14 protein-coding genes are annotated in these 17,602 nt (G+C 69.0%); 13 read left to right on the top strand and 1 reads right to left on the bottom strand.

Features of this window, described 5'->3' with window-relative positions:
• From B9N97_RS20980 to B9N97_RS20930, 11 genes are all read left to right on the top strand, one after another.
• Positions 1 to 1,098 carry an ABC transporter substrate-binding protein gene (locus B9N97_RS20980; RefSeq protein ID WP_244560819.1) on the top strand — a complete coding sequence of 366 codons (1,098 nt, stop codon included), beginning with the start codon at positions 1 to 3 and terminating at the stop codon, positions 1,096 to 1,098.
• Between the two features lie 10 nt (positions 1,099 to 1,108).
• On the top strand, positions 1,109 to 1,900 hold the full coding sequence (locus tag B9N97_RS20975) for a GNAT family N-acetyltransferase (RefSeq protein WP_085089676.1): 792 nt from the start codon (positions 1,109 to 1,111) through the stop codon (positions 1,898 to 1,900).
• A 55-nt stretch (positions 1,901 to 1,955) separates the two neighbouring features.
• Complete coding sequence (locus B9N97_RS20970) at positions 1,956 to 2,759, top strand: hypothetical protein (protein ID WP_085089675.1); 804 nt, start codon at positions 1,956 to 1,958, stop codon at positions 2,757 to 2,759.
• On the top strand, positions 2,756 to 4,183 hold the full coding sequence (locus tag B9N97_RS20965; protein ID WP_085089674.1) for a HAMP domain-containing sensor histidine kinase: 1,428 nt from the start codon (positions 2,756 to 2,758) through the stop codon (positions 4,181 to 4,183). The genes B9N97_RS20970 and B9N97_RS20965 overlap by 4 nt, the downstream gene beginning before the upstream one ends.
• Before the next feature lie 10 nt (positions 4,184 to 4,193).
• The gene (locus B9N97_RS20960; protein WP_085089673.1) at positions 4,194 to 6,347 is read left to right on the top strand and encodes a PP2C family protein-serine/threonine phosphatase; all 2,154 of its coding nucleotides are present in this window, start codon (positions 4,194 to 4,196) and stop codon (positions 6,345 to 6,347) included.
• Positions 6,348 to 6,451: 104 nt separating this feature from the next.
• Positions 6,452 to 6,790 carry an STAS domain-containing protein gene (locus B9N97_RS20955; RefSeq protein WP_085089672.1) on the top strand — a complete coding sequence of 113 codons (339 nt, stop codon included), beginning with the start codon at positions 6,452 to 6,454 and terminating at the stop codon, positions 6,788 to 6,790.
• A gap of 73 nt (positions 6,791 to 6,863) precedes the next feature.
• Positions 6,864 to 7,265, top strand: a complete 402-nt coding sequence (locus tag B9N97_RS20950) for a response regulator (RefSeq protein ID WP_085089671.1) — start codon at positions 6,864 to 6,866, stop codon at positions 7,263 to 7,265.
• Between the two features lie 250 nt (positions 7,266 to 7,515).
• Positions 7,516 to 9,084, top strand: a complete 1,569-nt coding sequence (locus B9N97_RS20945) for a BON domain-containing protein (RefSeq protein ID WP_244560818.1) — start codon at positions 7,516 to 7,518, stop codon at positions 9,082 to 9,084.
• A 245-nt stretch (positions 9,085 to 9,329) separates the two neighbouring features.
• Positions 9,330 to 9,938, top strand: a complete 609-nt coding sequence (locus B9N97_RS20940) for a TetR/AcrR family transcriptional regulator (RefSeq protein ID WP_085089669.1) — start codon at positions 9,330 to 9,332, stop codon at positions 9,936 to 9,938.
• A 42-nt stretch (positions 9,939 to 9,980) separates the two neighbouring features.
• Positions 9,981 to 11,234, top strand: a complete 1,254-nt coding sequence (locus B9N97_RS20935) for an efflux RND transporter periplasmic adaptor subunit (protein WP_085089668.1) — start codon at positions 9,981 to 9,983, stop codon at positions 11,232 to 11,234.
• Entirely contained in the window at positions 11,231 to 14,350 is a 3,120-nt protein-coding gene (locus B9N97_RS20930; protein ID WP_085089667.1) for an efflux RND transporter permease subunit, read from the top strand. The genes B9N97_RS20935 and B9N97_RS20930 overlap by 4 nt, the downstream gene beginning before the upstream one ends.
• 21 nt (positions 14,351 to 14,371) lie before the next feature.
• On the opposite strand, the gene B9N97_RS20925 is transcribed toward B9N97_RS20930, so the two are convergent.
• Positions 14,372 to 14,836 (bottom strand): hypothetical protein, encoded by a 465-nt coding sequence (locus B9N97_RS20925; RefSeq protein ID WP_085089666.1) that lies wholly within the window; start codon positions 14,834 to 14,836, stop codon positions 14,372 to 14,374.
• Between the two features lie 245 nt (positions 14,837 to 15,081).
• On the opposite strand from B9N97_RS20925, the gene B9N97_RS20920 reads away from it, so the two are divergent.
• Both B9N97_RS20920 and B9N97_RS20915 read left to right on the top strand, forming a co-directional pair.
• A complete protein-coding gene (locus tag B9N97_RS20920) occupies positions 15,082 to 17,088 on the top strand; it encodes a PAS-domain containing protein (protein WP_143266798.1) in 2,007 nt (668 codons plus the stop codon).
• Between the two features lie 169 nt (positions 17,089 to 17,257).
• Entirely contained in the window at positions 17,258 to 17,470 is a 213-nt protein-coding gene (locus tag B9N97_RS20915; RefSeq protein WP_085089665.1) for a hypothetical protein, read from the top strand.
• Positions 17,471 to 17,602 lie beyond the last annotated feature (132 nt).

Raw genomic sequence — 17,602 nt, 5'->3', positions numbered from 1 at the left:
ATGAACGCGAACTTCTTCGATGAGAACGATCTGCGGCGCATCCGCCGCCGTTCGCTACTGCGGCTGGCCGCCGCCGGCGGGCTGGCGCTTCCGGGCCTGCCGCTGGTCGGCAACGCGCTGGCCGGAAACGCGCTAGTCGGGTCGGCGCTCGCCGCCGCGGTGCCGGAAAAGACCTTCCGCATCACCATGGTGCTGGGCCGCGGCGAGAGTGACAACGAATATGGCTTCAAGGACTATCTGGCCCGCCGCGGTCTGAAGGTCGACTACACCATCCGCAACACCGGCGGCGACATGGCCAAGCTGCCGGGCATCATCGAAGAGATCAAGGACACCCGTCCCGATCTGATCTATAGCTGGGGTACGCCGCAGACACGCGGCCTCGTCGGCCCCTTCGACGAGCCGGACCCGCGCAAATACGTCACCGACATTCCGGTCGTCTTCACCTTCGTCGCCGCCCCGGTGGACGCGAAGATCGTGCCCGACCTCGCCCATTCCGGGCGCAACGTCACCGGCACCATCCACATCGCCCCGATCGCGGTGCAGCTGAACACCATCCAGGCCTACCGCCCGATCAAGAAGCTGGGTGTCGTCTACAACCCGAAGGAGCGCAACTCCGTCCTCACCATCGAAGGGCTGCGGGCGGAGACGGCGCTGCGCGGGCTGGAGCTGATCGAGGAGCCGGTGCCGCTGAACGACCGGGGAGAGCCGATTTCCGCCGCGGTTCCCGACGCCATCGCCCGCGCGGCGCAGCGCGGGGCGGAGATTCTGTATATCGGCCCCGACACCTTCATCGCCTTCCACAACCGCAGCGTCGTGGCGGCGGAGGCGTTGCGGCTGCATCTGCCGACCTTCTCCGTCACCGAATTGATCGTGCGCACCGACAAGGCGATGCTGGCGCTGGCCAGCAGCGCCTACGGCATCGGCCGCTTCACCGCCTTCAAGGCGGCTCAAATCCTGCTCGACGGAGCCAAGCCGGCCGAGATTCCGGTGGAAACGCTGAAGCGCTTCTCCGTCATCATCAACATGGCCACGGTGCGGGCGCTGGAATATTACCCGCCCATCGGCCTCCTCAACTTCGCGGAAATCATCGAATCGTGAGTGGCGAATTATGAGCGTCCCGCCCCCCGTCGCCCTGCCGTTCGGCGCAATCCCCCTGCGCGGCGACGCCGCGCGCGCGGTCGCCGCCGTCCGCCTGCGGGCGCTGGCCGCCGACCTGCCGGACGGGCTGAGCGTCCGCATGATGGACCTGGACGATTCCAATCTGCTCGCCGACTTCCGCGTCCGCGTGGTGGCGACGCTGGAGGACCCCGACCATTACCGCATGGCGGGGGAGGTCGGGAACTTCGTCGCCGACCATCTGGGCGACCGCGGCCTGACCGCCGGAATCTTCCGCAACGGCGCGCTGGTCGCCTATGGCGCGCTGGGCCTGCCGGCGGCCGAGGATCACAATCGGGGCCGCGACCTCGACCTGCCGGACGCGGAACTGCCCTGGGTGGCGCACATGTCGTCGGCGATGGTCGACCCGAGGGAGCGCGGGCGCGGCCTGCATCACCGCCTGATCGACTGGCGGATCGAAGTCGCGGAGGCGCTCGGCCGCCGGCATCTGGTCACCACCGTCAGCACGCGCAACCACCGCAGCTGGGGTCATCTGGCGCGCCACGGCATCTATCCAAAGCGGCTGATCCGCGTCGGCGGCGATCTGGTGCGGCTGCTGGTTCATCGCGACTTCACTGCCGACCCGGTCTTCGACACCGCCAGCGCCGAACTGGTTGCGGTGGATGAGCTGGCCTCGCGCTGGGACGTGTTCGACCGCGGCCATGTCTGGGGCCGCGTCGCGGCGGGCGAGGGAGCGTCGCAGCGCTGGTACGCGCTATGCGGCCGGGAACGCGATTCGCGCTGATTGGGCCGCGCCGATCGAAAGCTGATCGGCAGACGGCCGGAGGGAGAGGACCGGGATGGGATCGGGCAGTTTCGGGGCGCGGCTGGCGGCGTTCGTGGCGGTGGCGGTGTTCGTCGCCGGCCTGTCCGCCGTCGTGCTGTGGACGCGCGAACAGGCGCGCCGCCTGGACGAGGCCGTGTCCTCCCAGGTCGGCTTCGTGCTGAGCGAGGCGAAGACGTCGCTCGAGACCCAGCTGAACCTCGGCCTTGCGCTCGGCGACCTGCCGCAGGTCGATGTGCTGCTGGCCCGCGCCCGCGCCGCACTTCCCGGCATCCAGTCCGTCGCCGTCCTCGACGAGGCCGGCACCATCCTCTTCTCCACCAACGCGGTGGAGGTAGGGGAGGCGCTGCCGCCCCGCCCGGCATCGGCGTCCGACGGCGCCGACGGCGACATCAGCGGCTTCTGGTCGGAGGTGCGCGGGGCCGAGCGGGTTTATGGCGTCGGTCTCGCAACCAGCTTCGACACGGCGGCCGGCAGCGTGCTGGTGCGCATGCCGTCCGGCGCAATGGCGGAGCCGATGCGCCATTATGCCCTGACCCTGTCGATCGGCGCGGTGCTGATCGTGCTGCCGCTGGCCGTGGTCGGCTGGCTGGCCGGGCTGGGGATCGCCGCCGGGCCGCGCCGGTCGCTGGCCGACCTCGCAGCATCCCTGGAAGGGCTGGGGGAGGGGGCGACCGCTCGTCCCGCCCTATCCGCTGCCCATTCCACCGCCAAATCTCTCGGCCTGCCTGCACCCGCCTTCACCGAAGCGGTGCGGCGGCGCCTGAACATCCTCGACGAGGCGGAGCGCGAAGTCGCCCGTCTGGACGAACTCGCATGACATCGCGCAGCCACCGCTCCTTCATGCTCGGCATACCGGCCGTCATCCTTCTGGCCGCCGCCCTGGCGATGGCGGGGATCGGGCTTCTCGGCACCTGGTTGGCACAGGAGCAGCTGGGCGAGGCGCGGGCCGCCAAGGCCGCCGCGGTGGCGGAGGCGGTGCAGCACGATCTGGAACGTGCCATCGGCTACGGCATCCCGCTTCCGCGCATCGAGGGGGTCGGCGCCTTCCTCAAGGGCATCGCCGACCGCAACCCGGACATCGGCTTCCTGGCGCTGACCGGCGCCGACGGCGCGCTTCTCCAGTCGGCGGCCACCGGCGGCTCACTTCCTGACCACAAACAGATGGAGACGCTGGCCGGCTCGCTGCGCAATCTGCCGACACCCGAGACCCGCGCCGCGACCCTCCAGCCGATCGAGCGCGACGGCTTCCTGATCCTGCGCCTGCCGGTGCGCATCGGCAGGCTGTCGTCGGAAGGCGGCGGCGGCGGGGTGGGGCAGCCGCCGGCCGGCCATGTGCTGGTTGGGGTGCAGCCCGGACAGGTGCGCGGCCAGATCGCCGGGGAACTGGCGACGGTGGCACTGGGCGGGCTGGCGGTCCTGCTGCTGCTGGCCGAACTGGCCGGCGTGCTGGCCCGCGCCAGCTTCCGTGCGCCGCTGCGCCGGCTGGCCCGCGCGATGGAGGAGGCCGCGGCCGGCCGCTTCGCCACGCTGCTGGGCCGCCGTCCGCGCGATCAGGTCGGCCGTCTGCTCTTCTCCTTCAACGCCGTGGTCTTTGGCCTGCATGAGCGCCGGCAGCGCTTCGCCGCCCATGCCGAGGAGGTGCGCGCCGCCGTCTTCGACCCGGAGGTCGCGGAGGCCGTCGACCGCACCCGCCGCTCCGCACTGGAGGCGCTCGGCTCCGGCCTGGAGGCCGCTCCCCGGCGCGAGGTCGATTCCCGTGCCGACGACATCCATTCCTTCGCCCTGCTGGCGGCGTCCGCCGCGGCGATGTTGGTGCCGGGTGCCGGGGACCTGTCCGGCGGCTTGCTCGCCGCTCTGGCGGCGGTCGCGCTGGCCGGTCTGGTCGCGGGCTACGCGGTTCCCGCCCGCCTGCGCCGGATCGCCGCCTTATTGGCCGCGCTTCTTCTTCTGGCGGCGGGCGTCGCGGTGATCGCCGCGACGTCCACGTCCGCCCTGGCATCCGGCTTCCTCGGCGCCGTGTCGGGAAGCTTCGCCGCCGGCCTGGCGCTGTCCTATGTGCGGCGGCAGACCGGGGACGGTGGTCTTCCATCGGTCCTGCGGGCGCTGGCGGTCGGTGTCCTGGCCGCGCTGCTCTGGTCGACGGCGGTCGATTGGGACGGCGGGTTGCTCGCCGCGTCGGCCCTGCTTCCCGCCGGGCTGGCCCTGCTGCTGGCGCGGCCCATCGTCGTTCCGCGGAGCTGAGAGGCCCCCCATGCTGCTCCAGACCCGCATCATCCTGTTCGTGCTCGCCACCGTCACCATCGTGGCCGGCCTGCTTCTCGGATTTGCCGCCCTGCGCGAGGACGCCGCCGACGAGCGCGCGCGCGAATTGGAACTGGCACGGCTCGAAACCTCCTGGCAGCTCGCCGTCTCCGGCGCCGTCGGCCGCATCGACCAAGGCCTCGGCCGGCTGGCCGGCGACGCCGAGATCGCCCGCGCCGTGGAGGTGGAGGAGCGAGGCGCGCTCGACCGCCGGGTCGCCGCGCTGGGGATTCTCGCCGCCCCCGCCACCGGCGGCATCACCGACGTCAACCTGCTGTCGAAGACGGGCGACCTGCTCTACAGCAGTGATCCGGCCTTCGATCCGGCGCCGCTGCTGAACCGTGGCGCGCTGGACGCCATCCTGTCCGGGCAGAAGCTGGCGCGCGGCGTCCGTCTGGTCGATGGCGAGCGTCTGGTGGTGGTGGCCGGCGTGCCGATCTATGCCGGGACCGGAGCCGGCGGCGGCGCGGGAAGCGGGGCCGGCGTCACCGGCGCCGCGGTGGCAGGCCTGGATTTCGTCGCGGCGCTCGACGTGCTGCGGCGGACCACCGGCGGGCGCGTCTTCGCGGTCGGCCGCAGCGGTGCCGCGCTGGATGGCGAGACCGATCCGCTCTGGCCGGCGGTCAAGCCGCTGGTCCGCCCGGCGGAGCGCAGCATCACCCATGTCGCCGACGGCGGGCGCCGCTACGCGCTGGCCAGCCTGCCGGTCGCCGATCTCGCCGGCGGGCGCGTCGCCACCGTGCTGATCGCCACCGACGTTACCCAGGCGGTGGAGGAGCAGGCGCTGTGGTCGGTCGCCTATGTCGCGGCAGTCGGGCTGGTGCTGCTGGGCGCGCTGGGGCTGCTCTACGGCTTCCTGCGGCGGAACTTCTCCACGCTCGACGGGGCGGTGAAGGCGTTGCAGGACCTCTCCCACGGCCGGTCCATGGGCTATGTCGAGCTGCCGGCCGGCAATGACGAGATCGGCCGCATCGCCGGCGCGGTGGAGGTCTTCCGCGGCGTGATGCGCGAGATCGAGCGCAGCGCCGGCCAACGCGAGCGCCGCCTGCGCCGCCAGCAACGCTTCATCCGCCGCCAGATGGAAGCGCTGGCCGTCACGCTGGAGGAGGATGCCCGCCAGACCCTGCTGGAGGAGCTTCGCCAGATCGAGGCGGAGACCCACGACACCCAATCCGCGCAATCCAAGGGAGTGGGCGACGAGCTTGGCCTGCTGGCGCTGGGCTTCTCCCGTCTGGCGACGCGGGTCAGCACCCAGCAGGTGCAGCTGACCCAGATGGTGCGCGACCTGCGCGAGGCCCTGGAGGACAAGCGCCGCCTCATCAGCCTGCAGCAGGAGCTGGAGATCGCCCGCACCATGCAGCTGACCATCCTGCCCCAGGTCTTCCCCGATCTGGCCGAGCTGGACATCGCTGCGCGCATGATCCCCGCCAAGGAGGTGGGCGGTGATTTCTATGATTTCTTCCCGATCTCCGAACACAAGGTGGCGCTGGTCATCGCCGACGTGTCGGGCAAGGGCATCCCGGCCGCCTTCTTCATGCTGATCACCCGCACGATGCTGCGGGCCATCGCCGAATCGGGCGTCGGCCCGGCGGAGACGATGCGCCGGGTCAACAACCTGCTGGCGGCGGAGAACGAACAGATGATGTTCGTCACCGTCTTCTATGGCGAGCTGGACCTGCGCACCGGCGTGCTGGCCTATTCCAACGGCGGTCACAACCCGCCGCTGCGGATGACCGCGTCCGGCACGGTGAAGGAGCTGGAGCGCACCCCCGGCATCGCGCTGGCCGCCATGCCCGACATGCCCTTTGGCGAGAGGAGCATCATGCTCGACACCGGCGACATGGTCTTCCTGTTCACCGACGGCGTCACCGAGGCCTTCAACGGCGAAAATGTGATGTATGGCGACCCCCGCCTTTCCGCCGCGGTCGCCGGCCAGTCCAGCGCGTCCGCCCGCGACGGGCTGGACGGGGTGCTGACCGACGTCGCCCGCTTCACCGCCGGTGCGCCGCAGTCCGACGACATCACCTGCCTCGTCCTGCGCTGGCGCGGGGCGGCGGACACTCCGGTGTCGGCCATGGCGGCGCTCTCCGATCCGGTCGCCTGACGGACGCGGCCGGGAGGAATCGTCCGCCGCACCGCGAATGCATCGTCCGGCGTCCGCCGACATGATATAAGCACCAACGTGGTAAGACGAGGCGAGGGCAGGGTATGAACATCACCGAACAGTCGGTCAACGGCGTCACCGTTCTGCGGGCGGAGGGTCGGATCGACAGCGGCAATGCCGGCGAATTCGAATCGGCTCTGCTGTCGGCCATCGGCGCCGAAGGCACGCGGCTTGTTGTCGATATGGCCCAGCTTTCCTACATCAGTTCAGCCGGGCTTCGTTGCCTGCTGGTCGCCGCCAAGGCGGCACGGACGAAGCGCGGCTCGATCGCCCTTTCTGCCATGGCGCCGCACATCCGCGAGGTGTTCGACGTCAGCGGCTTCTCGTCCCTGTTCGAGATCCATGCCGACGCGGCTGCCGCCGTCGCGGCGCTCGGCGGGTGAGGGGCAAGGGGGCGGGTTTCCGCCGGCCGTTGCCGGCTTTTCGATAAGGCGGTTCCCAAAAGGAACCGGGTGCATGATGGTAAGTGCCATTCGGCCCAACATCCTGGTCGTGGAGGATTCTCCGGCCGTCCGCCTCTCCGTCGCCGGCTATCTGGAAGGGCGCGGGTTCGAGGTGACGGAGGCGGAGAACGGACGCGCGGCCATCCGCGCGCTCGACCGCCGCAGCTTCGACCTGATCGTCACCGACGTGCTGATGCCCGAGGTCGACGGAATCGAACTCATCAAGGCTGCGCGCAACGCCCAGCCCGACGTGAAGATTCTCGCCATGTCCGGCGGGGCGCCCAACATGCCGGCGGGCTATCTGCTGAAGATGACGCGCATGTTCAATGCGGATGAGATCATCTACAAGCCCTTCCTCAATGAAGAGTTGGGGGCTGCGGTTGCCCGTCTGCTCGACCGACCGCTTCCTAATTAAGCAGATCGACGCGTCTGCCCAATAATGGGGCGCAAAAGAAAGCGGCTTCGGTGCATGAAGCGCCGAAGCCGCAAGTGATGCGTGGAACCAACCGCTCTTAACCACGCAAGTGCCGTGCCAGAACTCCCGTGATGGTCGGGGGCCGGCCGCTGAAAATCCGGAACGCCGTTCGATTGCTCCTGTTGTTCGGGGAAGGACGGGCACGCCCACGCCATTCGTGGCGCGAAGCCCGCATTCCAAGAATCCGGAAATGAGGGAGCCGACCACGATGGCGCAGTATGAAAATCGGTGGCGGGGTGAAGGCCGTGATTGGCGCGACGACGACCGGGAGCCGAACCGGCACCGCGACTGGGGTGAGGGGCCGCAGCGCTCCGGGGTCTACGGCCAGGATGACGACCACCGGCACGAAAGCATGTATCGCCCGCAGGCCCACCGCCACCAGGACGACCAGGGCCGCAGCTACCGCGACGCCGGCTATGGCGGGCGCGTCGGCAATGAATCCGGCGGCTTTGGTCGCGAATCCTATTCCGACAGCGACGACCGCCGCGGCGACAATTCCCGCGAGATGGAGCGGGTCTATGACCGCAGCTTCGGCGGCGGCCGTGACATGAACCGGGGCGGCTACGGCGCCGGCTATGGCGGGCGCTCCGGCGGCAGCGGTTACGGCGGCTATGCCGGCGCCGGCAATGCCGGGACCGAGGGCAACTATACCAGCCGCGACATCGGCAGCGCCGATTACCGCGACCGCGATTACGGCGTGCGTCCCTATGGCGAGAACGACCGCGGTGTACGCGGCCGCAGCTCGCTCGGCTATGGCGGCCGGGAGTATGGCGAGCGCGACCGGGATTACGGCTCGCGCGGTTATGGCTCGCAGGGCGGCCATGGCGGCGGCTACGAATCCGGACGCGACCGTGGCGACTGGGACCGTGGCGACTGGAGCCGGCGCGATTTCGGCGGCAGTTCCTCCACCAGCTATGGAGGAGGCTACGAGCGCGACGGTGACCGCAACCGCTCGTGGGGTGAGGACCGTGGCAGCATGTTCCGCGGCGGGCAAGGCCGCGGCGGCAATGGCGGTGACTATGGCGGCGGCTACGCCGACGACCGTTACGAGCGCCGGGGCGACGACCGCGGCCGGAACCGTGATCGCGGCTTCTGGGAACAGGCCGGCGACGAGATCGCCTCCTGGTTCGGCGACGACGATGCCGAGCGGCGCCGCCGCGAGGATGAGCGCCGCGCCGCCCAGCATCGTGGCAGAGGTCCGCGCGGCTACAGCCGCTCCGATGAGCGGGTGCGCGAGGATGTCAGCGACCGCCTGACCGACGACGCCTACATAGACGCCTCCGACATCGAGGTGACGGTCAGCGGCGGCGAGGTGACCCTGACCGGCATGGTCCCCGATCGCAACAGCAAGCGCCGGGCGGAGGATGTCGCCGAATCGGTGTCCGGCGTCTCCCACGTGCAGAACAACCTGCGCGTCCGCAGCCAGACCGGAAACCAGAGCGGCACGGGCTGGGGCAGCTCCACCGGCGCCGGCGCCTCCGCCATGGCGACCGCGGGCAGCGATACCACCTCCACGTCGATGAACCGGACGACCGGCGGCCATCAGGGCTCCGACACCACCACCGCCGGCACCGCCGCCGGCCTCGGTATGGGAACCGGCACCAACACAGGTTCGGCCTCGCCGTCCAGCACCGGCACGGGCGCCGGCACCAGCGGCGGCCCGGCCGGCGCCTCGGCGGGCACCGGGTCGATGGCCGGCTCGACCACCGGCGTGACCGGCTCAACCGGCACCGGGCGTTCGCCCTCCACGCGGAGCTGACCGGCAGGCATCGCATGCCGCCGCAAGGGCGCGACGCCCGGCCTCCCAGGCATCTCCGCCTGGGCAGGTCGGGCTTCGCGCCCTTTTTCGTGAGGGGTCGGCGCCTGCCGCAGTGACGTTGTCAGGCCCTTGCAGGGCAAGGGTTTTCCGCAGATGACGCGGAATTCATTTTTCTTGGAGACTGGTTCCTTGACACTCTAAGGATCTCGACTATCGTCAGTTTTTGAAACCCGTGAGTTCCATTCATGCCTCTTGATGCGGAAGAGATACCTGACTGGCGCGCTCGGCGGCGCGAGGTGATCCTCAACGCTGCGGCGGAGCTGTTTGCCGGCCGTGACTACGCCTCCGTCCAGGTTGAGGAGGTGGCGAAGCGTGCCGGCGTGGGCAAGGCCACGCTCTACCGTTACTTCCCCTCCAAGGAAGAGCTGTATCTGGAATCGCTCGAACGGGCGCTGGGTGGGCTGGAGCACAAGCTGAACGTCGAACTGGCGCCCCAGCAGGTTCCCGCTTCGGTCCGCTTGTCGGCGATGGTCTCCGCCCTGGTGAACACGCTGAGCGAGCAGTTGCAGACGTTGAAGCTGCTCGGCGGCGACCAGTCCGATCTGGCCGACCGCACCCGCCGCATCCTGCGCCGCCGCAGCCAGCGCAGCGCGACGGCCCTGCAGCAGGTCCTGGCCGAAGGCATGCAGTCGGGCGAATTCCGCAAGATCGACCTGGAAATCGTGCCTCTGCTCATCATCGGCATGGTCCGCGGCGGGATCATGCAGGTGGACGAACGCCCGCGCGAGGCGCTGGAGCGCTCCGTCATCGATTTTCTGATGTCCGGCATAACCAACCTGCCTCCCTTCATATAAGCGTTTGCCGGCCACAGGCTCCGGCGATTGGAGTCCCATCCGATGAGACGGTTTTTCCTGGTCCTGCTGATCGCCGCGCTGGTCGGCGGCGGCGGGTACTACTGGTATGCCTTCCACAATGGCGGGGCGGGCAGCGGGACCGCCGCGGATGGGGCCAGGAAGACCCAGGCGCAGGCCTCCGCCCGCACCGTGCCGGTGGTGACGCAGAAGGTGGCGGTGCAGGCCGTCCCCGAACAGATCGTCACCATCGGCAGCGTTCAGCCCATCGCCGCCATCGCCATCAAGGCACGCGTCGACAGCGTGGTCGAGACGGTGAACTTCACCGAAGGGCAGGAGGTGAAGGCCGGCGACACGCTGTTCACGCTCGACAGCCGCTCGCTCGACGCCCAGCTGCGTCAGGCCCAGGCCAATCTGGAGCGCGACCGCGCCAACCTTGACAAGGCCCGGGGCGACGTGAAGCGCTATGGCGAGCTGGTGCGCACCAGCGCCATCTCCCGCACCACCTATGACGCCGCCGTCGCCACCGCCGACGCGCTGGAAGGGACGGTGAAGGCCGACCTCGCGGCCATCGAGGCGGCGAAGGTGTCGCTCAGCTTCACCCGCATCGTCGCGCCGATGGACGGCCGTACCGGCACCATCACCGCCAAGGTCGGCACCATGGTCCGCGCCGCCGACGCCAACCCGCTGGTCACCCTGACCCAGCTTCGCCCGATCAACGTCGCCTTCAACGTCCCGGAAAAGCATCTGCCGGCGATCCGTGCCGCGATGGCCGCGGGTTCGCTGCCGGTCGCCGCCAGCATCGCCGGCAGCCGCGGCGAAGTCGCGGAGGGCAAGCTGTCCTTCGTCGATAGTCAGGTCGACCAGCAGACCGGCACCATCCTGGTGAAGGGCGAGTTCCCCAACGCCGACACCCGGCTGTGGCCGGGCCAGTTCGTCGACACCGTCCTGACCCTGCGCGTCGAGCAGGACGCGCTGACCATCCCCGATCTGGCGGTGCAGACCGGCCAGAAGGGCCGCTTCGTCTATGTCGTCAAGCCCGACGAGACGGCGGAGGTCCGCCCGGTCACCATCGAGCGCAGCCATGGCGGGCTCAGCGTCGTCGCCTCCGGCCTTCAGGCCGGTGAGCGGGTGGTGGTCGACGGCCAGTCGCGCCTGTACCCCGGCGCCAAAATCAGCGAACGCGCCAAGCCGGCCGCTCCCCCGGCCGGCGAGACCGCCGAGGGCGGCCGGCGGCAGGGCTCCGCTGCCGAGGAGGCCGCCGGTCCCCGGACGCAGACAGCCGGGGGTGCGACGTGAACCTCTCCGAACTCTGCATCCGCCGTCCGGTGATGACCATTCTCCTGACGGCGGCGCTGGTGCTGAGCGGTCTGGCGGCCTACCGCCAGTTGCCCACCGCGGCGCTGCCGCGGGTGGATTTCCCGGTCATCAGCGTCAGCGCCAGCCTGCCCGGCGCCTCGCCGGAGACGATGGCGGCCTCTATCGCCAGCCCGCTGGAGCGCGAGTTCTCCACCATCGCCGGCATCGACACCATCACGTCGAACAGCACGCTGGGCAGCACCAGCATCACCATCCAGTTCGTGCTGGATCGCGACATCGACGCGGCGGCGGCCGACGTGCAGGCGGCCATCGCCCGCACTCAGCGCCGGCTGCCGGCGGAGATGACGACCCCGCCCAGCTACCGCAAGGTCAACCCGGCCGACCAGCCGATCCTGTTCCTGTCGCTGAACTCGCCGACCCTGCCGCTGGCCCGTCTGAACGACATTGCCGAGACGCTGATCCAGCCGAAGGTTGCGACCCTGCCGGGCGTGGCCCAGGTGCAGATCTACGGCTCGCAGAAATACGCCGTGCGGGTGCAGGTCAACCCCAACGCGCTGGCCCTGCGCGGCATCGGCATCGACGAGCTGCAGAAGGCGCTGGCCGCCGCCAACGCCAACACCCCCGTCGGCACCCTGACCGGCCAGCAGCAGCAGCTGGTGATCGCCGCCAACCCGCAGCTTCCCGACGCCGACGCCTTCCGCCAGCTGATCGTCGCCTATCGCAACAACGCCCCCGTGCGGCTGGGCGACGTGGCGAAGGTGCTGGACAGCGTGGAGAACGACCGCACCGCCAGCTGGCTCAACGGCACCCGCAGCATCATGCTGGCGGTCCAGCGCCAGCCCGACGCCAATACGGTCGATGTGGTGGACCGCGTGCGCGAGTTGGTGCCCGTCTTCCAGGCCCAGCTCCCGGCCTCGGCGGCCATCCAGGTGGTCAACGACCGCTCGCAGTCGATTCGCCAGGCGGTGGAGGACGTGCAGTTCACGCTGGCCCTCACCATCGTGCTGGTCGTGCTGGTGATCTTCCTGTTCCTGCGCCGGCTGTCGGCGACGCTGATCCCGGCGCTGGCCGTTCCGATCTCGCTGATCGCGACGGCGGGCGGCATGCATCTGTTGGGCTTTTCCGTCGACAACATCTCGCTGATGGCGTTGACGCTGGCGGTCGGCCTCGTGGTCGACGACGCCATCGTCATGATGGAGAACATCGTCCGCTACGTCGAAGAGGGGATGAAGCCGTTCGAGGCCGCGATCAAGGGTTCGCGTGAGATCGGCTTCACCATCCTTTCGATCACCCTGTCGCTGGTCGCGGTCTTCATCCCGATCCTGCTGATGGGCGGCGTGGTCGGGCGGCTGTTCCACGAATTCGCCCTGGTCGTGACCATGGCGATCGCAGCCTCGGCCTTCGTGTCGCTGACGCTGACGCCGATGATGTGCTCGCGCTTCCTCACCCACGCCCACGACCAGAAGGAAGGCTGGTTCGGCCGGACGCTGGAGGCGGGATTCTCCGCCCTGCTGAACGGCTATGGCCGCACCCTGCGTTGGACTCTGCGCCACCGGCCGCTGATGGGGCTGGTGATGATCGGCACCATCGTCGGCACCGTCCTGCTCTATCAGGCGATCCCCAAGGGCTTCTTCCCGACCGAGGACATCGGCCAGATCTTCGTGACGACGGAGGCGCGGGCCGATATCGCCTTCCCGGCGATGGCGGAACGGCAGCAGCAGGTCGCCGCCATCGTCAAGGCCAACCCGGCGGTGGTGGACGTCATCTCCTCCGTCGGGACCGGCGGCAACACCGGCAACATGGGCCGGATGTTCATCACCCTGAAGCCGCGCGACGAGCGTCCCTCGGCGACAGAGGTGATCCAGCAGCTTCGCCGTCAGGTCGCCGGCATTCCCGGCATGGCGGTCTACATGCAGCCGGTGCAGAACCTGCGCATCGGCGGCCGGTCGTCCAAGAGCCTCTACCAGTACACCATCCAGGGCCTGGATCTGGACGAGCTGTACCAGTGGTCCGACCGGCTGGAGCAGGCGCTGCGCGGCATCCCGATCCTGCAGGACGTGACCAGCGACCTTCAGCTCAACAACCCGCAGGCCTATGTCCACATCGACCGTGAGAAGGCGGCGACGCTGGGCATCGGCGTCGATCAGGTGCGTTCGACCCTCTACAGCGCCTTCGGCCAGAGGCAGGTCTCGACCATCTACACCCCCAGCAACGACTATCAGGTGATGATCGAGCTGGAGCCGAAATACCAGGGCGACGACAGTTCGCTGTCGCGCATTTATGTCCGCTCCACCACCACCGGCAAGCTGGTGCCGCTCGACGCCTTCGCGCGGGTGGAGCGCACGGCCGGCCCGCTGGCGGTCAACCACCAGGGCCAGCTTCCGGCCGTCACCCTGTCCTTCAACCTGGCGCCCGGTGCCTCGCTGGGGCAGGCGGTCGATCTGATCCGCGCGTCGGAGCGCGAGATGGGGCTGCCCGCCACCATCACCACCGGCTTCGCCGGCACCGCGCAGGTGTTCCAGGACGCCCAGTCGGGGCAGGCCCTGCTGCTGGCGGCGGCGGTGCTGGTGATCTACATCGTGCTGGGCGTGCTGTATGAAAGCTTCATCCACCCGCTGACCATCCTGTCGGGCCTGCCGTCGGCGGCCATCGGCGCGCTGGCGACGCTGATGCTGTTCGACGTCGAACTCAGCGTCATCGCCATCATCGGCATCCTGATGCTGATCGGCATCGTGAAGAAGAACGCGATCATGATGATCGACTTCGCGGTGGAAGCCCGGCGCAACGGCATGGCGGCGCGCGATGCCATCGAACAGGCCTGCCTGCTGCGTTTCCGCCCGATCATGATGACGACCATGGCGGCGATCATGGGCACCCTGCCCATCGCCATCGCCCACGGCGCTGCCGCCGAGCTGCGGCAGCCGCTTGGCCTCGCCGTGGTCGGCGGGCTGTGCGTGTCTCAGGTGCTGACGCTCTACATCACGCCGTCGCTCTACCTCTACATGGAGGATTTCGGCCACTTCGTCGGCAATCTGTTCCGCAGCCGCAAGGCGGACCTGCCGCATGGCCCGATGCCGGCCAGCGGGGACGATTGAGGCGACAACAGGTGGGGAGGCTTACACCGCGATCTGTGTCACCAGCGGCGTGTTCACCCCGGCGTCGGCGCGGCGGTAGGCGTCGATGGCTTCCGACCAGGGTTCGATGGTCAGGCCGCTGCCCATGGCTTCCTGGTGGATGCTCTGCGCGACATAGCCGGCGTTCGGCAGGGCGTTCAGCGGCACCGGCCCGCCATTGACCGGGCCGGCATCCTCCGCCGCGCCACCGATGGTGAAGCCGCCGGCCGAGCCGCGCGACGATTTCGCCCGTGTCGCCGTCGATTCGGCATCGGCGCGCCCGCTGCCCTGCAGGGCGTCGCCGGTCGCCTCGGTGCCGTCCTTGCCGCGCTTGCGTTCCTCCTCGCCTGGGATGCGGCGGATCGGCTGGACCGCCGCGGCGTCGCTCGCCAGCATCTGACGCAGCTTCGCGAGGCCCGCGTTGGGCGACGCGCCGGTCGGTGCGGGAAGGGCGGCCAGTCCGGACAAGGGGCGGTTACCTCAGAACTGCCAATGGGAGACGGGAAGCGATGCAACGCTCAAGCAGTATCGCTCATCCGGCGATCTTGCACAAACCACCTGCGATTCGAAACAGGGTAGTGGGGCAAAGGTTCCGAAATACTTAAAATGCCTCACAAATGTCCCCGGATTGCGACTCCATGGCGCAGAGGAGAACTCGGCAGGAGGGAATGGGGCTGTTACAGTAGCCCGATCGATAGCGGACCAGCAAACCGATGGATGGCGCGCAGACCTTGCCGGCCCAGATTCCCGATCTTCCCCAGCATCCTGAATACCTGGAGACCCGTTCCCCTTCGGGTGACGGGCCTGGGCCGAAGCCCGCAACCGGCGACGATCTCGCCGTGCTGGCTCTGGAGCAGATGGACCAGGGCGTGATGCTGGTCGATGCCGACCTGACGGTGCGCGTCATCAACGGCCGGCTGTACGAGATGTTCGAGGTGCCGCGCGGCTATATGCCCGGTGCCGATTATGCCCGCATGGTTCATTACCTCGCCCACCGCGGCGAATACGGCCCCGGCGACCCCGATGCCATCGCGGCCCGCCATCTGGATCGGGCGCGCCGCGCCGACCCGCCGCTGTACGAGCACCGCCGCCCCAACGGCCGGGTGCTGGAGGTGCGGACCCGCCCCACCTCCGGCGGCGGCTTCGTCCGCACCTACTCCGACGTGACAGAGCGGCGGAGGGCGGAGGACGAGCTTGCGACCCAGCGCCACCTGCTGCGCCTGACACTGGAGAACATGGGGCAGGGCATCGTCCTGCTCGACCGCGACCTGCATTTCATCGCCTGGAACAGCAACGCGCTGGACATACTGGGCATGTCGGAGGAGGTGATGCGCGGCACGCCGGCGCTGCCCGACGTGGTGCGGCACCAGATCGCCAGCGGCATGGTCGGACTGCCTTTCGGCGCCCCCGATTTCGGCGACGATCTGGAGGCCAAGACCGTCTATCTGATGGACCGCATCGGCCGGCCGGAGCGGGAGTTCGTCTATGCCCGGCCGCAGGGCGACGGTCGTTTCATCGAGGTGCGGGTGGTGCCGCTGCCGGACGGCGGGCAGGTGCGGACCTTCACCGACATCACCGACCGCCTGATCGCCGACGAGGCGCTGCGCCAGAGCCGCGAGATCCTGACCGGGGTGATCGACGCCATCCCGGCCCTGATCGACGTGAAGGACCGCGACGGCACGGTGCGCCTGACCAACCGCTACTACCGCGAGACCTACGGCCCCGCCGCCGCCCCGCCGCCCGGCCCATCCACCGACCGCGCCAGCGCTCTCGACCGGCTGGTGGTGGACAGCGGCCAGGGCGTTCCCTTCCACGAGGACCGCGCCCCCGACGGCGACGGCGCGATGCGGGACTGGCTGACCACCAAGATGCCGCTGACCGACGATGACGGCGAGGTCACCCACATCGTCACCGTGGCGCTCGACATCACCGCGAGGAAGCGGGCGGAGGCCGAGTTGCGCGACGCTCAGGCCAGCCTGATCCAGGCGGAGAAGCTGTCTTCGCTGGCCCAGCTGGTGGCCGGCGTGGCGCATGAGGTGAACACCCCCATCGGCGTCACCCTGACCGCCATCTCTCACTTGGCAGAGGAGGTCGGCCGCATCCGCAGCCTGTTCGAGGAGAACCGCATCCGCCGCAGCGATTTCCAGGAATTCCTGGACGTCGCGTGGGAATCGACGCGGATGATCCTGTCGAACGTTGAGCGCGCCACCGGCCTGATCCAGAGCTTCAAGCAGGTCGCCTCCGACCAGGCCAGCGGCGAACGCCGCGCCTTCGACCTCGCCGACTATGTCGACGAGGTGCTGCTGAGTTTGCGACCCCGTCTGCGCCGCACGCGGGTGACGGTGGAGTTGGACATCCCCACCGGCCTGATCGTCGATGGCTATCCCGGTTCCTTCGCTCAGGTGCTGTCAAACCTGATCATCAACGCCCTGGTCCACGCCTATGACGAGGGCGAGCCGGGCCGCATCCTGCTGTCCGCCCGCGAGCAGCCGGCCGGCTGGATCGAGATGCATTACGCCGACGACGGCAAGGGCATCCCCGCCGACATCCGCTCCCGCATCTTCGACCCCTTCTTCACCACCAAGCGCGGCCTGGGCGCCAGCGGCCTGGGCCTGAGCATCTGCGCCAACATCATGACCAGCACCATGCGCGGCAGCATCGCGCTGGCGGAGGACGAGGGGAAGGGAACACGCTTCGTGCTGCGGTTTCCGGTGGGGTAGGGCAGACGTTGGCGGCGTGCGGAGATGTCCACCTGTGCCGTCAATGCAAATCAACAAGAACTGCCAAACCCTTGCGAATTCGCAATGCCACCCGACCATCGACCCATTAGCCTGTGCTCATACTCCCCATCAAAGCCGCGCATCGCGGCACCGGAATGGAGCACATGCCATGGCGACCCACACCGACCTGAACGCCCCGATCTATGAGCACTTCAACCCCGGCATCTTCCTGCTCGGGCTGTTGGCTGCGGCGTTGATGCTGCTGATCCTGCCGATCGGCTTCATCTTCCACCCGAGCATCATCCTCTACGCCGCACTTCTCGGCACCGCGCTGTTCTTCGTCGCCATTTGGAAGATGACCGCCGGATCCAAGCGGACCTGATCCACGCGGACTGGGCAGGATCAAACCGCAAGGAAGCGAGAGGTACTCAGCGCGTGAGCGCTTCTTCCCGGCCGGATGCGGCGGACGGTGCAATTGGAGATTGCCGGACGCGCAGTACCTCCGGTCCGGCAA

The organism is Azospirillum oryzae (assembly GCF_900177515.1).
GTDB lineage: Bacteria > Pseudomonadota > Alphaproteobacteria > Azospirillales > Azospirillaceae > Azospirillum > Azospirillum oryzae_A.
The sequence above is the reverse complement of the archived record's forward strand: the minus strand, read 5'-3'. Positions and strand labels throughout refer to the sequence as shown.

Excerpts from the sequence above, each read along its gene's own strand:
- B9N97_RS20970 (WP_085089675.1), top strand. The coding sequence starts at position 1,956 with ATGGGATCGGGCAGTTTCGGGGCGCGGCTGGCGGCGTTCGTGGCGGTG.
- B9N97_RS20945 (WP_244560818.1), top strand. The coding sequence starts at position 7,516 with ATGAGGGAGCCGACCACGATGGCGCAGTATGAAAATCGGTGGCGGGGT.
- B9N97_RS20920 (WP_143266798.1), top strand. The coding sequence starts at position 15,082 with ATGGATGGCGCGCAGACCTTGCCGGCCCAGATTCCCGATCTTCCCCAG.
- B9N97_RS20915 (WP_085089665.1), top strand. The coding sequence starts at position 17,258 with ATGGCGACCCACACCGACCTGAACGCCCCGATCTATGAGCACTTCAAC.
- B9N97_RS20935 (WP_085089668.1), top strand. The coding sequence starts at position 9,981 with ATGAGACGGTTTTTCCTGGTCCTGCTGATCGCCGCGCTGGTCGGCGGC.
- B9N97_RS20965 (WP_085089674.1), top strand. The coding sequence starts at position 2,756 with ATGACATCGCGCAGCCACCGCTCCTTCATGCTCGGCATACCGGCCGTC.
- B9N97_RS20960 (WP_085089673.1), top strand. The coding sequence starts at position 4,194 with ATGCTGCTCCAGACCCGCATCATCCTGTTCGTGCTCGCCACCGTCACC.
- B9N97_RS20980 (WP_244560819.1), top strand. The coding sequence starts at position 1 with ATGAACGCGAACTTCTTCGATGAGAACGATCTGCGGCGCATCCGCCGC.
- B9N97_RS20940 (WP_085089669.1), top strand. The coding sequence starts at position 9,330 with ATGCCTCTTGATGCGGAAGAGATACCTGACTGGCGCGCTCGGCGGCGC.
- B9N97_RS20955 (WP_085089672.1), top strand. The coding sequence starts at position 6,452 with ATGAACATCACCGAACAGTCGGTCAACGGCGTCACCGTTCTGCGGGCG.
- B9N97_RS20950 (WP_085089671.1), top strand. The coding sequence starts at position 6,864 with ATGATGGTAAGTGCCATTCGGCCCAACATCCTGGTCGTGGAGGATTCT.
- B9N97_RS20975 (WP_085089676.1), top strand. The coding sequence starts at position 1,109 with ATGAGCGTCCCGCCCCCCGTCGCCCTGCCGTTCGGCGCAATCCCCCTG.